Raw genomic sequence first — 15,007 nt, 5'->3', positions numbered from 1 at the left:
GCCGGAGTAATCAATGAAAGTCATCATCGTGGAAGATGAAATTCTGGCTCAACAGGAGCTGAGCTGGCTTATCAAAACGCACAGCCAGATGGAGATTGTGGGTACCTTTGAGGATGGTCTGGACGTGCTCAAGTTCTTGCAGCATAACCGGGTCGACGCCATTTTTCTGGATATCAACATTCCATCGCTGGACGGTGTATTACTGGCGCAAAATATTAATCAGTTTGCTCATAAGCCGTTTATTGTTTTCGTTACCGCCTGGAAAGAGCACGCCGTAGAAGCCTTCGAACTTGAAGCGTTTGACTATATTCTGAAGCCTTACCAGGAATCGCGTATTGTCAGCATGCTGCGAAAGCTGGAAGCCGCATGGCAACAACAGGCCACGCCTGCTAACGCAAGCCCGGCGATACGTGAAAACGACACCATAAACCTGGTCAAGGATGAACGCATCATCGTGACGCCTATCGACGATATCTACTATGCCGAAGCGCACGAGAAGATGACGTTTGTCTATACACGGCGTGAATCGTACGTGATGGCAATGAACATCACCGAGTTTTGCAACAAACTGCCGGCGGCGCACTTTTTCCGCTGCCACCGTTCGTTTTGCGTCAATCTAAACAAGATCCGCGAGATCGAACCGTGGTTTAACAACACCTATATTTTGCGTCTGAAGGATCTTGATTTTCAGGTCCCGGTGAGTCGCAGCAAGGTGAAAGAGTTCCGCCAGCTGATGCATCTGTAAAAATCCCCTCTCCCGCAGGAGAGGGATAGTCGTCAGAGGATTTGACCCAGTACCTGACGCAGGTGCGCGCCCGAGCCAAGCAGGCCAGGGTTATCGTGCACAATCAGGTACACAGGGATGTCCTGCACATAGCTTCTGAAGCGACCTTTGTCTTCAAACGCACCGCGGAAGCCTGAGGCTGTAAAGAAGTCAAGGAAACGCGGTACGATCCCGCCCGCGATGTAGACTCCCCCGAAGGTGCCCAGCGTCAGCGCCAGGTTGCCGCCAAACCGTCCCATGATCACACAGAACAGCGACAGCGCACGGCGACAGTCGATGCAGCTGTCAGCCAGCGCGCGCTCGGTCACATCTTTTGGTTGCAGATTTTCCGGCAGACGGCCGTCTGATTTTACAATCGCACGGTACAGATTCACCAGACCCGGACCGGAAAGCACGCGCTCGGCGGAGACGTGGCCGATTTCAGCACGCAGCTCTTCGAGGATAATGCCCTCTTCTTCGCTGTTGGGCGCAAAGTCCACATGACCGCCCTCACCCGGCAGGCTTACCCAGCGCTGGTCGACGTGAACCAGATGTGAAACGCCAAGACCGGTACCGGCACCGTAGACCGCAATCGGCTTACCTTCTACTGGCGCTGTACCGCCAAACTGAATCAGATGCTCTGGCTTCAGCATCGGGATCGCCATGGACACGGCAGTAAAGTCATTGATGATTTCAAGATGCGAAAAACCAAGGTTTTTTTTCATCTCAGCGATGGAAAATGCCCAGACATGGTTGGTCATCGCCACCCAGTCACCGGTAATCGGGCAGGCAATGGCGATACATCCGTCTTCGATGCTCACCTGTTGCTCTTCAAGATAGACCCGAACAACGGCCTCAAGACTTGGATAATCCAGCCCTGAATAGGTTTTCGCCCGGGAAATTTCACCGCTATTTACATCGCATAGGGCAAGGCGAGCATTCGTGCCGCCCACATCGCCTACCAAAGCATACTTTGTCATTCTTCTACTGCTCCGCTAAAGTCAGAATAAATCTTTGGGACACTGTAAGTTCAAGGCGTGATAACAACAACGACCGGAAGGTGAATGCCCGTGGATTATCGATCTTCGTCACAGAATAACTTTACCGTTTCAGCACCTTTTGCACTATTGCCATAAAGCTGATTGTGCAAAGTAACGTAATAGCGTTTTGTACAAGGAAATCATCATGCTCCATCCGCGAGCCAGAACCATGCTCTTACTGGCAATACCGGCGCTGATTATTGGCGTTGCCTCAAGTCTGGTGCTCATTGTCGTGATGAAAGTCGCGTCGGTGTTGCAGGCGATGTTATGGACGGCGCTTCCTGCACAACTGGGCGTCAGCGTGGATTCGCCGGGATGGATCATGTTGATGCTGACGCTCACCGGCGTTGCGGTGGGTCTGGTGATCCGCTTTAGCCCAGGGCACGCCGGGCCGGATCCGGCGCTTGAGCCACTGATCGGTGCGCCCGTTCCCCCCTCGGCGCTGCCGGGGCTGATTATCGCGTTGATCCTGGGTCTGGCGGGCGGTGTCAGCCTTGGTCCTGAACACCCCATCATGGCGGTAAACATTGGTATGGCGGTCTTTCTCGGTTCGCGCATTTTACCCCGGGTCGGTGCGCTGGACTGGACCATCCTCGCCTCTGCAGGCACCATCGGGGCGCTTTTCGGCACGCCCGTTGCCGCCGCCCTTATTTTTTCTCAGACGCTTACCAGCAATAACGACGTCCCGCTCTGGGATAAACTCTTTGCGCCGCTGATGGCCGCTGCGGCTGGCGCGCTCACGACCAGTCTTTTTTTCCATCCTCATTTCTCACTCTCTCTGCCCCACTACGGTCAAATGCATATTGCCGATATTTTCAGCGGTGCCATCGTCGTCGCGATCGCCATTGCACTCGGGATGATTGCGGTATGGTGCCTTCCGCGCCTGCACCGTCTGATGCACCGGCTGAAGCACCCGGTGCTGATTCTGGGGGCGGGTGGTCTGATGCTGGGCGTGTTAGGGGCTATCGGCGGAACGGTAACGCTGTTTAAAGGCCTTGATGAAATGCAGCAGTTGGCTTTCAGCCAGGTGTTCAGCGTGTCTGATTACCTGCTGTTTGCGCTGGTTAAACTGGCGGCGCTGGTGGTGGCTGCTGCATGTGGGTTCCGCGGTGGGCGTATCTTCCCGGCGGTGTTTATCGGCGTGGCGTTGGGGCTGATGCTGCATGAACATGTGGATGCGGTGCCGGCAGCGATAACGGTCTCTTGCTCAATTCTGGGGCTGGTGCTGGTGGTGACGCGCGATGCGTGGCTGAGCCTGTTTATGGCGGCGGTAGTGGTGCCGGATTCAACGCTCTTCCCCCTGCTCTGTATCGTGATGTTGCCCGCCTGGCTTCTGCTGGCGGGCAAACCGATGATGATGGCCTGGCGAAACGACAAGTAATCAGGCGTTATTACGCGCTTCCAGAGCCTTGGTAAGCGCCCCGAGCAGCGGCGGGATATCCGCTTTCGGGAGCATCACCTCAATCAACGAGAGCCGCTCGTGGTGCGCCACTTTTTCAAGTACGTCCGCCAGCTGTTCCGCTTCACTGACCCGCCAGCACTCAGACTGAGGATCGAGGCTCAACGCCTGCGGAATGTGCGTCCAGTTCCACAAAGCAATGTCGTTATACCGCTGCTCCGCCCCGTGGATAGCCCTCTCAACCGTGTAACCTTCGTTGTTGAGCACCAGAATAATGGGGTGCTGTTTATCACGCAGCATCGAGCCTAGTTCCTGAATGGTGAGCTGGGCCGCGCCATCCCCCGTCAGCACAATCACGCGCCGGTTCGGGCATGCGGTTTGTGCACCAAACGCCGCCGCCAGCGTGTAACCAATCGAGCCCCACAGCGGCTGGACGATAAAGTTCACATCAGCCGGTAAACGCAGATCAATCGCGCCGAAGGCCGATGTTCCCTGGTCGGCAAGGATAATGTCCCCCGGGCGAATAAAGGTTTGCAACGTTCTCCAGAAATTCTCCTGTGTAAGCGAACCGTCCGGCTGCGGGAACGGTATTGCGCCGGATGATGACGACATAAGGCCAGCATGCACGTGCTGTTTGCAGAGTTCGACCAGCGTCTCAATCGCCTGGTTCATTGGGATGCCGGTAAACCAGACATCCCCGACGCGTGCGGCATGCGGCTGGACTTCAATGGTTTGCGCCGGGGTAAGCTGGTGCGTGAACCCGGCCGTCAGGGTATCGGTAAAACGCGTGCCAACACACAATACCGTGTCAGCCCCTTCAATCGCCTCTTTTACCGCACCGGTGCTGGCTGAACCACTGTATGTACCGTAAAAACCCGCCTGACGCTCGTCGAATATCCCTTTCCCCATCAGCATGGTGGCATGGGCCATCGGTACCTCTTTCACCCACTTCTGTAGCGCATGCTTCAGGCCATGGCGCAGAACAAGGAAGTCGGCCAGCAGCGCGGTACGTTTGCTCATTGCCAGTTTGTTCTCAGCAGCATCCCGGAACGCTTTCAGGCAGGCGCTATCGGCATGAGCCTGCTTATGAGTGAGAGCGTTTACAGGCGGCGTGGCGGCTTTTTTTGCCACATCGGCGGGTAACATCAGATAACCGGGGCGACGTTCCCGAAGCATGGTTGTCAACACACGGTCGATTTCATAACAGGCATTTTGTTCGGTAAGGACCGCCTGTGCGACGGTGATCGGCTCGCTCATATGATAAAAGTGACGGAACTCCCCATCCCCCAACGTATGATGCAGCAACTCTCCCCTTTGCTGTGCCGCCGTACCCGGCGCCCCCACAATATGTAAAACCGGGACATGCTCGGCATAGCTGCCGGCAATACCGTTCATGGCACTTAACTCCCCAACGCCGAATGTGGTCAGCAGCGCGGCAAAGCCCTTACATCGGGCGTATCCGTCAGCGGCATAGGATGCGTTCAGCTCATTGGCACAGCCCACCCAACAAATATCCGGGCTGTCTATTACGTGGTCGAGAAACTGCAGGTTATAGTCGCCCGGCACGCCAAACAGATGATCGGCACCACAATCTGTAAGACGGTCCAGCAGGTAATCGGCGACGCAGTATGGGGTTCGCATAACAGGTGTCCTTCTGACGTTGACCTCACTTTGAGTATTAAAGAAGCGTGATGGCTGTCCAGAATTGGTCGTAAGAAGGGCATGGAAAGAATGCTTTACAAAAAAGGCTGCGCTATGCTCTTTTTTTTCACGTTAATGTAAACGTATACACTGATTTTTCCTTTCAGCACCAGAGGGCATCAGAATGAGTTACCAGCCGGACAAAAATCGTTATCAGACAATGCAGTATCGCCGCTGCGGGCAAAGCGGACTCAGGTTGCCCGCCATCTCACTCGGGTTGTGGCACAATTTTGGCGACGCCACGCTTGTCGAAAATAGCCGTCAACTTTTACAACGCGCGTTCGATCTGGGTATTACGCATTTCGACCTTGCCAATAATTACGGTCCTCCTCCCGGCTCAGCCGAACGTAATTTCGGTCGCATTTTGCAGGAAGATTTCCTGCCATGGCGCGACGAGCTGATCATCTCGACCAAAGCGGGTTATACCATGTGGGATGGCCCCTACGGCGACTGGGGGTCACGCAAATATCTGGTTGCCAGCCTGGATCAAAGCCTGAAGCGTATGGGGCTGGAATATGTGGATATCTTCTATCATCACCGTCCTGACCCACAAACGCCACTGCTGGAAACCATGAAAGCGCTTGACCATGTGGTGCGCCAGGGAAAAGCCCTTTACGTCGGGTTATCAAATTACCCTGCAGAACAGGCCCGTAAGGCTATCGATATCCTGAACGACCTTGGGACGCCGTGTCTGATCCACCAGCCGAAATATTCGATGTTTGAACGTGCGCCAGAGGAAGGCCTGCTGGACGTGCTGCAGGAAAAAGGCGTCGGCTGCATTCCCTTCTCGCCGCTGGCGGGGGGACAGCTGACTAACCGCTACCTGAACGGTATTCCCGCAGACTCGCGTGCGGCAAGCGGCAGTAAGTTCCTGAACCCCGATCAGATCACCGAAGAGAAGCTGGAGAAGGTTCGTCAACTGAACGCGCTGGCGGAAAGCCGCGGCCAGAAACTGTCACAGATGGCGCTGGCGTGGATTTTACGCCACGAGTCGGTAACGTCAGTGCTGATTGGGGCCAGTAAAACTGCCCAGATTGACGATGCCGTGGCCATGCTGGAAAACCGCCATTTCTCGGCGGAAGAACTGGCAATCATTGATGGGATCCTGAACAGCTCAAAATAAAATCACTTTTAGCAAAAAGTGCTCTCATTCATGAATTAGGAGTTGAGGCGATGAAACGAGCCTTTACCAACTCGTAATATTGCGTTAACAGGCCCCACAAAGGCCCCGATCGTGAAGGAGAAAGAGTATGTTCAGGTCACTGATTCTTGCAGCGGTATTACTGGCTTCGGCCCCGCTGATCGCCACTGCGGGCGAAATCACCCTGTTGCCATCAGTTAAATTACAAATTGGCGATCGTGACGACTACGGCAGATACTGGGACGGTGGCTACTGGCGCGACCGTGATTACTGGAACCGTCACTATGAGTGGCGCGGCGACCGCTGGCGCAGACATGATAATGGCCTGCATCGCGGCTGGTACAAAAACAACGCCTATGAGCGTGGTTACCGTGAAGGCTGGAACGATCGTGACGACCGCCGCGGTGGCTGGGGTCACGGTGGCAGAGGACACGGTGGACACGGTGGTCACGGCCATCATCACTAATGCATCATCAGTAATGCATCATCAGTAATGCAAAAAGGAGCCTCCCGGCTCCTTTTTCTTTGGTTCAACGCGACGCTATAACCCCAGAGCAGTGCCGACCAGGAGCCACAGATTCAACGACACCACTACCGCCACAATGACCCAGCCGGTTCGTTTCACCAGCGTGCTATTCACCAGTTCGCCCATCAGGCTTTTGTCACTGGTAAAGATCAGCAGCGGCACTAGTGCAAGCGCGATACCAAAACTCAGCAGTACCTGGCTCATGACCAGAATTCTCGTGGGATCCAGCCCCATCAGAATCACAACAAAGGAGGGCAGCATGGTCACGGAGCGACGAACCCAAAGCGGAATGTGGAAACGGACAAAGCCCTGCATCACCACCTGCCCTGCCAGCGTCCCCACAACCGTTGACGAGAGACCGGCCGCCACCAGGCTCAGCCCGAATATCGTGGCAGCAGCGTGGCTCAGTAACGGCTCCAGCGTAAGGTATGCCTGGTCGAGATCGGCAATACCGGTGTGACCGTTAAAATGGAAAGCGGCGGCAGCGGTCGCCATCATCGCCAGGTTCACAAAACCGGCAATGGTCATGGCGATCGCCACATCCCATTTCGTCGCAGAGTAACGCTCTTTGCGCGTCCCGCCGTGCAGGTGCTGAGTCAGCGAGGAATGCAGGTAAATGACATGCGGCATGATGGTTGCGCCCAGCACACCGGCGGCCAGGAACACCGCTTCAGAGGTTGGCAGGCTCGGGATAATCATCCCTTTGCTGAGCTGTGCCAAATTCGGCTGAGAGAAAATCAGCTCGACGATATAGGCCGCCGCCACAAACAGCAGCAGCCCACCGATAACTTTTTCCAGCGGTTTTTGACCGCGACGCTGCAGCATCAGGATCAGGAAAGTGGCAATCCCGGTGAGCACCGCGCCCTGAAGCAGCGAGACGCCGAGGATCAATTTAAAACCAATCGCGGCCCCGATGAATTCGGCGAGGTCGGTTGCCATGGCGATAATTTCCGCCTGAACCCAGTAAAGCCATACCGCCGGACGCGGATAGTGATCGCGAATTTGTTCAGCCAGGTTTTTGCCCGTGGCAATCCCCAGCTTCGCGGACAGCATCTGAATCAACATGGCCATCAGGTTAGCCCACACGACCACCCAGAGCAGCTTATAGCCGAAGCTGGCCCCGGCCTGAATATTGGTCGCAAAGTTACCTGGATCGATATAGCCGATGGCAGCAATGAACGCAGGTCCCATTAACGCGAACCGCAACTTGCGCGCTGCTCTGCCACTGCTACCCTCTACGCGACTGTTTGTCATTTCTGCCTCTGGAAATATAGCCTTTGCTATGTTTAATGCTATCAAAATGAGAATGATTATCAAGATCATTTAGTGAGTTTATAGTGATTTCTCTGATAGCTTTGAACAATAGACGGGCGAGTAAGGTGGGGCGATCTAACAAAACCTGCAATCGCGCACGCTTTTGTGAAGACTAGCACACAAACTTAACTTTTCACGCATTTACCTAACATAACAAAAATGTATTGTGGATCACTAATTTTGAGACTCGTCACAGGATGTAACTATAGTGTGTCCTTGATCTCGTTTTCTTTTCGCTTGTTACATAGAATGTGCACGAAAATTAAACCTGCCTCATATTTGGAGCAAATATGGACCGCGTCCTTCATTTTGTCCTGGCACTCGTTGTCGTTACTGCGCTTGCGTTACTGGTCAGCCATGACCGTAAAAAAATCCGCATCCGCTTTGTTGTTCAGCTTCTCGTTATTGAAGTTTTGCTCGCGTGGTTCTTCCTGAACTCCAACGTGGGGCTTGGCTTCGTAAAAGGCTTCTCCGAAATGTTCGAAAAACTGCTCGGATTCGCCAACGAAGGGACGAACTTTGTCTTCGGTAAAATGAACGACGAAGGTCTGGCGTTCTTCTTCCTGAAGGTACTGTGCCCTATCGTCTTCATCTCAGCGCTGATCGGTATTCTGCAACACATTCGTGTGCTGCCCGTCGTTATCCGCGCCATTGGTACCGTACTCTCCAAAGTTAATGGCATGGGTAAACTGGAATCGTTCAACGCCGTCAGCTCCCTGATCCTGGGTCAGTCTGAAAACTTCATCGCCTATAAAGACATCCTCGGTAAGATGTCCCGCAACCGCATGTACACCATGGCAGCCACCGCAATGTCTACCGTCTCCATGTCTATCGTGGGTGCGTATATGACGATGCTGGAACCTAAATACGTGGTTGCCGCGCTGGTCTTGAACATGTTCAGTACCTTTATCGTTCTCTCTCTGATCAACCCGTACCGTGTTGACGAAGGCGAAGAGAACCTGCAGATGGCAAATCTGCATGAAGGTCAGAGCTTCTTCGAAATGCTGGGTGAGTACATTCTGGCTGGTTTCAAAGTGGCGATTATCGTTGCGGCGATGCTGATCGGCTTTATTGCCCTGATTTCTGCTCTGAACGCCCTGTTCGCAGCGGTTCTGGGTATCTCCTTCCAGGGCATTCTGGGCTACATCTTCTACCCGGTTGCCTGGGTGATGGGTGTTCCTGCACATGAAGCGCTGCAGGTAGGCAGTATCATGGCGACCAAACTGGTCTCTAACGAATTCGTTGCAATGATGGATCTGCAGAAAATTGCCAGCACGCTCTCTCCACGCGCGGAAGGCATCCTGTCCGTGTTCCTGGTCTCCTTCGCTAACTTCTCTTCCATCGGTATTATCGCCGGTGCGATTAAAGGTCTGAATGAAGAACAGGGTAACGTGGTTTCTCGCTTCGGTCTGAAGCTGGTTTACGGTTCTACGCTGGTGAGCGTACTGTCTGCCTCTATTGCGGCACTGGTACTGTAACACCTGCAGCGAAATAAAAACCGGGAGCTCAGCTCCCGGTTTTTTTATGTCCGTAGTTCATTAAGCGGTTTGGGTTTACCAATCAGGTAACCCTGCAGATAGTCGACCCCGAAGTGAAGCAGCTTCTCCCGCTGTTCCGGCGTTTCAACATACTCGGCCACCACACTCAGTGATTTCGTCTTCGCCAGGTTGCAAATCGACTGCACGATCATCGCATCCATATCGTCGGTACAGATATCTTTTACAAAGCACCCGTCAATTTTGATAATGTCCGCCTGCAGACGTCTGAGACGTTCGTAGTTGGCATATCCGGTGCCGAAATCATCAATCGCGATCCGGAAACCGCAGTCCCGCAACTGCTGAATGTTTTTGATACTGCTGCCCGAATTAGAGAAAGCCTGCTCTTCGGTGATCTCAATCACCACCGCCTGTGGTGCTACGCCATAGCGTTCAAAGAGCGAGCAAATCTCGATGGCCACCTCTTTTTGCATCAACGTCAGGGGCATCAGATTGACAGAAAAACGCACTCCGGCATGCGTCGCTGGATGATCGCGCAGCCACACCAGTAATTTTTCCATCACGCACATGTCGAAGCGGTGGCTCAGGTTAAACTGGGCAATCAGCGGTATAAAGCGGTCTGGGGTGATGATCTCGCCCTCGCTTTCCATGCGCGTCAGTATTTCGTAATACCCGCTACCATCTGCCTTCTGGATTGGCTGGGCGTATAAATGAAACTGTCCGGCATCCAGAGCATGTTTAATGCGCGCTAACATCAAAACCCGCTCGGTTGTTTGTCCTGATGCCACCTCGAGGCTATTGGTGAGCGCCAGTACATTATGCGCTCCGCAAGATTGCTCAGCCAGCCAGCTGAGCTGCCCCAGCGTATGGTGTAACTTCTCACCGTTTTCAACCATTCCCCAGGAAGCGCCAAATTCAATATCCAGCCCGGTGTTGTTCCAGACAATCTTACGGCTGTTCAGCTGATCGACCATATGCTGCAGGCGCTCAGCGGTTCCCGGCCCCAGCAATACCAGCACCAGTTCGCTGCCCGGGAGCTGGAAAAGCCGCTCATCTTTTTGCAAAAATGGCTGCAGCGAGGTGGTCACCATCCGTTTGCAATGCACCCGCATAAGAATGCCGTAGTGACGACTCAAGAACTCAAGGTTGTCCATTCGCAGACAGCACACTTTGGCATCAGGGTGGTCCTGCAAAAAATCTTCCAGTGCACGAATGTTCGGTAAACCGGTCAGCGGATCGGTTAGCGCCCTGTCCTGCCAGTCCTGCTTCAGCCACTCGCTGCGCTGATAAATCCGCGACATGTAGAGCAAACAGATGGCGAAAGAGATAAGGACAGACAAAATAAAGGAGAGCGAATGGCCTGACTCCACGCCATTGAGGAAATTATAGTTATAGGTCAACAGCAGAAGTGCGGATGCCGCCCAGAAAAGAGAAATGAGCGCGTAGCTCAGGCGACTGATCCCTAACGTAAAGAGAATAAAAATCACTGGCATTAAATAGCCCGCAATAATAGGTGACTCAAAAGGAGCACATAAAATTGCGAGGATGACGATTAAAAGCATCAGCCAGACTAATATATATAGCGATTTCTTTTGAAAAAACACGGGCTTCACACTGCGTCGCCAGAAGGTGATGGCATAACGTGGATTAATTATCATTCTTAACGGGTAATAGAACATCATGGTAAATATCAACGCCGCGCAGATCAGACTTTGTATATCGACTACGTTATAAATTGCGGTACCTTCACCGAAGAAGGTTGAGATAGTAACCGGGAAATGGAACAAATAACCTGCCAGGTACATCGACACTTTTATGCCTATCGGTACCATAAAGCCGAGCCAAAATATCCGTAACCCAATATGCTTGTTCGGCACGCAGTAGCGCCAGCGCTTGCCCAGTATGATCCTGAGGATGCCGCACCCCGCAAACACCGAGAACGTCTGACAGAACAATAAAACTGAATATTGTAGCGGTGCTAAATCAATGCTGAGTATATTAGTGATAGTAAAACTTAACAGAACAGGAATAACCGCCCGACGCCCAAATACCAGAATAACCGCCAGCATTACGCTTAAAGGCAGCCATGCTAAATATACGTCATGACCATTAACAACAGCGCGCGGAGAGATATAACGGGAGAATGGCACCGCAACCAGGCAAAGCGCGAGGGCAGTTATAAATATCTTTACATTATTGTAAGTTTTTCTATTCATTAAGTTAGATAATCTATTTTCCATTCGTATCATTGACCGGATGGATAATAGGTTTATTAATTGCGCGAATCAAGTTGAAGTCTATTTATAGACCGCTTTATTGATTTTGATTGAGGTGAGGTACAAAAATACCTCTATTTCAGCAACAAATTAGGGTGAAGAGTTTTACAAAAGCATAAAAAAAACCCCCGTCTTTCGACGAGGGTTCAAATTTTGGTGGAGCTAAGCGGGATCGAACCGCTGACCTCTTGCATGCCATGCAAGCGCTCTCCCAGCTGAGCTATAGCCCCACATGTTGACTTTACTGACCGCACTCTGTTGGGTTCAGAGTGTGGTGGAGCTAAGCGGGATCGAACCGCTGACCTCTTGCATGCCATGCAAGCGCTCTCCCAGCTGAGCTATAGCCCCACATGTTGACTTTACTGACCGCACTCTGTTGGGTTCAGAGTGTGGTGGAGCTAAGCGGGATCGAACCGCTGACCTCTTGCATGCCATGCAAGCGCTCTCCCAGCTGAGCTATAGCCCCATCGTAAAGCTGTCATGTTGACGGGCGGCATAATATGAATTCCGCTGCGGAGTGTCAACGGCAAAATCAATGACGGCGGTTCAATCGCCGAAAAATCATGCAAATGAATCACTTTGCGAGTCTGCTCGCAGTCATGAGTTAAGCCTGTCACATTTTCCTCTAAAACGGTGCTATAAAATGAGCCGTTAATTAACCCCACGAATATTCAGGAAATTGCATGATCAAGGAACGAATGACGCCAGAAGAGTTAGCCCTGCTCACTGGCTATAGCCGCCAGACCATCAATAAATGGGTACGCAAAGAGGGTTGGATTACATCGCCAAAACCAGGAGTCCAGGGCGGCAAAGCGCGTCTGGTGCACGTTAATGAAAAAGTGCGTGAGTTTATCCGCAGCGCGCGCCGGGCAAGTGAAACGGCTGAGATACCAGAAAGTGCCAGCCATGATGGCTCGCTTCACTCCCTGCTCCTGACGCTGGCAAATGAAATGACGCCGGAAGAGCAAAGGCAGATGACATCACTGTTACTGCGGGAAGGGATTACCGGATTGTTGCAACGTTTAGGGATACGCGACCAGAACTGATATGAAAAGATTCCGTAGCAAAATGACCACCGAAGAGCTGGCAGAAAATTTGGGTGTTGCACGGCAAACGGTGAACCGCTGGATACGCCAGCAGGGATGGAAAACCGAGGGTGTCAATGGGGTGAAAGGCGGACGTGCACGGCTGATTCACATTGATGCCCGCGTGAAGGAGCACATCATGAGCCTCCCGGCTGTCCGTAACCGTCAGGCGGTGTACCATCTGGCGGAGGTGACATCGTTGTACTGTGACCCCTCCTCTACTTTGCGTCCTGGGATCATCGAGACGCTGGAGAATATGACGCACCTTGAGCAGGAGCGTCTGGATGCCTTACTAAAGCGTGAAGGGATACGCGGCTTTCTTGCACGTCTCGGCATTGCTGAATTTAATGCATAAAAAAACGGCAGGTCTCCCTGCCGTTTTTCATGGTTCAGGCGTTATTACTGCTGATTTTCGCGCTCAGTAATAAAATCCAGCGCCTTGTTAATGCGCGCTACGCTGCGTGATTTACCAATGGCATGAACGGTAACATCGAGTGCCGGAGACTGACCCGCACCGGTGACTGCCACACGCAGTGGCATACCCACTTTGCCCATACCAACTTCCAGCTCATCTGCCGTCGCCTGAATGGCATGATGCACATTCTCGGCAGTCCAGTCAGTCATCGCCGCCAGTTTGTCACGCACCACTTCGAGTGGCTGACGCGCAACCGGACGCAGGTGCTTCTTCGCCGCGTCCGCGTCGAACTCGTCAAACTCTTCATAGAAGTAGCGGCAGCTTTCAGCGATCTCTTTCAGCGTTTTGCAACGCTCGCCGAGCAGTTTCACCAGTTCCGCCAGTTCAGGGCCAGTACGAGTATCAATATTTGCCTGCTCGATGTGCCACTGCAGGTATGTCGCCACATATTCCGGCTGCATGGTATTGATGTAGTGGTGGTTCAGCCAGAGCAGCTTATCAGTGTTAAACGCGCTCGCAGATTTGCTCACCGCGCCCAGAGAGAACAGATTGATCATCTCTTCACGGCTAAAGATCTCCTGATCGCCGCTGGACCAGCCCAGACGCACCAGATAGTTCAGAAGCGCTTCCGGCAGATAGCCGTCGTCGCGGTACTGCATGACGCTGACCGCACCGTGGCGTTTAGACAGTTTTTTGCCGTCGTCGCCATTGATCATGGACACGTGCGCATAGACCGGAACAGGGGCGTTCAGCGCTTTCAGGATGTTGATTTGACGTGGGGTGTTGTTGATATGGTCTTCGCCACGGATAACATGCGTGATTTCCATATCCCAGTCGTCAACCACAACGCAGAAGTTATAGGTTGGGGAACCGTCGGTGCGGCGAATGATCAGATCGTCCAGCTCCTGGTTGCTGAATTCGATCGGGCCACGGATCTGGTCGTCAAAAATTACCGAGCCGTCCTGCGGGTTAGCAAAACGCACCACGCACGGTTCATCAGCAGCATGCTCGCTATGGTCATGGCGGCAGCGGCCGTCATAACGCGGTTTTTCACCCTTCGCCATCTGATCTTCACGCAGCGCATCAAGGCGTTCTTTGGAGCAATAGCATTTATACGCTGTACCCGCGACCAGCATCTCATCAATCACGGCGTTGTAGCGGTCAAAACGTTTGGTCTGGAAATACGGGCCTTCGTCCCACTCCAGATTGAGCCAGTTCATACCATCCATAATGGCTTCAATTGCTTCCGGCGTGGAGCGCTCGAGATCGGTGTCTTCAATACGCAGTACGAACTCACCTTTGTTGTGGCGTGCAAAAAGCCAGGAATAGAGAGCGGTACGTGCACCACCGACGTGCAGATAGCCTGTCGGGCTCGGCGCGAAGCGAGTTTTGATTTTCATGAAATGGCCTTACGTTATAAAGATGCCGGCAATCGGCAAATCCTGGGAAAAAAACAATGGGCAATATTCTATCACTGTGGGGGGATTCCTCAATGTTGATCCCTTTATCGTGAGGGAGTTTGCGATTTTTGTTTAGAAATCATGCGTCATCGCCCGTTTCGCGATCGTTTTGTTTAATTTTACGACGAACGAATAAAAACTTTAGAAAATGCGTTGACTCATTTTCAACTCTCCCTATAATGCGACTCCACACAGCGGGGGTGATTAGCTCAGTTGGTAGAGCATCTCCTTTACACGGAGGGGGTCGGCGGTTCGAGCCCGTCATCACCCACCATCTACTTAAGTAGACTCGCAGTGTAGATAAGTATTGAGATTGGGCGATTAGCTCAGTTGGTAGAGCATCTCCTTTACACGGAGGGGGTCGGCGGTTCGAGCCCGTCATCGCCCACCA

Annotated in this window: 12 protein-coding genes and 5 tRNA genes; 9 read left to right on the top strand and 8 right to left on the bottom strand. The window is 52.8% G+C overall.

What is annotated here, in order from left to right:
* The first annotated feature begins 13 nt into the window (after window positions 1–13).
* Window positions 14–745 carry a LytR/AlgR family response regulator transcription factor gene (locus ACMVME_RS06485; RefSeq protein WP_020883103.1) on the top strand — a complete coding sequence of 244 codons (732 nt, stop codon included), beginning with the start codon at window positions 14–16 and terminating at the stop codon, window positions 743–745.
* A gap of 32 nt (window positions 746–777) precedes the next feature.
* On the opposite strand, the gene glk is transcribed toward ACMVME_RS06485, so the two are convergent.
* Entirely contained in the window at window positions 778–1,743 is a 966-nt protein-coding gene (glk, locus tag ACMVME_RS06480) for a glucokinase (protein ID WP_014171063.1), read from the bottom strand.
* 205 nt (window positions 1,744–1,948) lie between these two features.
* Here glk and ACMVME_RS06475 point away from each other — a divergent pair, with 205 nt between their 5' ends.
* Entirely contained in the window at window positions 1,949–3,184 is a 1,236-nt protein-coding gene (locus ACMVME_RS06475) for an ion channel protein (protein WP_020883101.1), read from the top strand.
* Here ACMVME_RS06475 and ipdC read toward each other — a convergent pair whose 3' ends face one another.
* Window positions 3,185–4,843, bottom strand: coding sequence for an indolepyruvate decarboxylase (gene ipdC, locus ACMVME_RS06470; protein WP_040018082.1), 1,659 nt, complete (start codon window positions 4,841–4,843; stop codon window positions 3,185–3,187). It lies immediately after the preceding gene.
* Between the two features lie 184 nt (window positions 4,844–5,027).
* On the opposite strand from ipdC, the gene mgrA reads away from it, so the two are divergent.
* Together mgrA and ACMVME_RS06460 are read left to right on the top strand one after the other, a co-directional pair.
* On the top strand, window positions 5,028–6,026 hold the full coding sequence (gene mgrA / locus ACMVME_RS06465) for an L-glyceraldehyde 3-phosphate reductase (RefSeq protein WP_068794845.1): 999 nt from the start codon (window positions 5,028–5,030) through the stop codon (window positions 6,024–6,026).
* Between the two features lie 127 nt (window positions 6,027–6,153).
* The gene (locus ACMVME_RS06460; RefSeq protein ID WP_068794846.1) at window positions 6,154–6,510 is read left to right on the top strand and encodes a DUF2502 domain-containing protein; all 357 of its coding nucleotides are present in this window, start codon (window positions 6,154–6,156) and stop codon (window positions 6,508–6,510) included.
* Between the two features lie 75 nt (window positions 6,511–6,585).
* Here ACMVME_RS06460 and ACMVME_RS06455 read toward each other — a convergent pair whose 3' ends face one another.
* Window positions 6,586–7,824 (bottom strand): Nramp family divalent metal transporter, encoded by a 1,239-nt coding sequence (locus tag ACMVME_RS06455; protein ID WP_020883097.1) that lies wholly within the window; start codon window positions 7,822–7,824, stop codon window positions 6,586–6,588.
* Window positions 7,825–8,174: 350 nt separating this feature from the next.
* Between ACMVME_RS06455 and ACMVME_RS06450 the strand changes: the two genes are divergently transcribed.
* A complete protein-coding gene (locus ACMVME_RS06450; RefSeq protein WP_014171069.1) occupies window positions 8,175–9,362 on the top strand; it encodes a NupC/NupG family nucleoside CNT transporter in 1,188 nt (395 codons plus the stop codon).
* A 44-nt stretch (window positions 9,363–9,406) separates the two neighbouring features.
* Here ACMVME_RS06450 and ACMVME_RS06445 read toward each other — a convergent pair whose 3' ends face one another.
* The 4 genes from ACMVME_RS06445 to ACMVME_RS06430 all read right to left on the bottom strand — a co-directional run bounded on the left by ACMVME_RS06445 (window position 9,407) and on the right by ACMVME_RS06430 (window position 12,122).
* The gene (locus ACMVME_RS06445) at window positions 9,407–11,596 is read right to left on the bottom strand and encodes an EAL domain-containing protein (protein WP_068794847.1); all 2,190 of its coding nucleotides are present in this window, start codon (window positions 11,594–11,596) and stop codon (window positions 9,407–9,409) included.
* Between the two features lie 214 nt (window positions 11,597–11,810).
* Window positions 11,811–11,886: transfer RNA gene (locus ACMVME_RS06440), tRNA-Ala, on the bottom strand.
* Between the two features lie 42 nt (window positions 11,887–11,928).
* Window positions 11,929–12,004, bottom strand: a tRNA-Ala gene (locus ACMVME_RS06435).
* 42 nt (window positions 12,005–12,046) lie between these two features.
* Window positions 12,047–12,122: transfer RNA gene (locus ACMVME_RS06430), tRNA-Ala, on the bottom strand.
* 217 nt (window positions 12,123–12,339) lie between these two features.
* On the opposite strand from ACMVME_RS06430, the gene ACMVME_RS06425 reads away from it, so the two are divergent.
* Both ACMVME_RS06425 and ACMVME_RS06420 read left to right on the top strand, forming a co-directional pair.
* Window positions 12,340–12,702: a YfeC-like transcriptional regulator gene (locus ACMVME_RS06425; protein WP_032680532.1), complete on the top strand. Its 363-nt coding sequence runs from the start codon at window positions 12,340–12,342 to the stop codon at window positions 12,700–12,702.
* 1 nt (window position 12,703) lies between these two features.
* Complete coding sequence (locus ACMVME_RS06420) at window positions 12,704–13,096, top strand: YfeC-like transcriptional regulator (protein WP_068794848.1); 393 nt, start codon at window positions 12,704–12,706, stop codon at window positions 13,094–13,096.
* 44 nt (window positions 13,097–13,140) lie between these two features.
* Here ACMVME_RS06420 and gltX read toward each other — a convergent pair whose 3' ends face one another.
* Window positions 13,141–14,556, bottom strand: coding sequence for a glutamate--tRNA ligase (gltX, locus tag ACMVME_RS06415; protein WP_014171074.1), 1,416 nt, complete (start codon window positions 14,554–14,556; stop codon window positions 13,141–13,143).
* A 258-nt stretch (window positions 14,557–14,814) separates the two neighbouring features.
* On the opposite strand from gltX, the gene ACMVME_RS06410 reads away from it, so the two are divergent.
* Window positions 14,815–14,890 (top strand) — tRNA-Val (locus ACMVME_RS06410).
* Window positions 14,891–14,931: 41 nt separating this feature from the next.
* Window positions 14,932–15,007, top strand: a tRNA-Val gene (locus ACMVME_RS06405).

It is taken from the genome of Enterobacter cloacae complex sp. 2024EL-00711, assembly GCF_047529885.1.
GTDB lineage: Bacteria > Pseudomonadota > Gammaproteobacteria > Enterobacterales > Enterobacteriaceae > Enterobacter > Enterobacter ludwigii.
The sequence above is the reverse complement of the archived record's forward strand: the minus strand, read 5'-3'. Positions and strand labels throughout refer to the sequence as shown.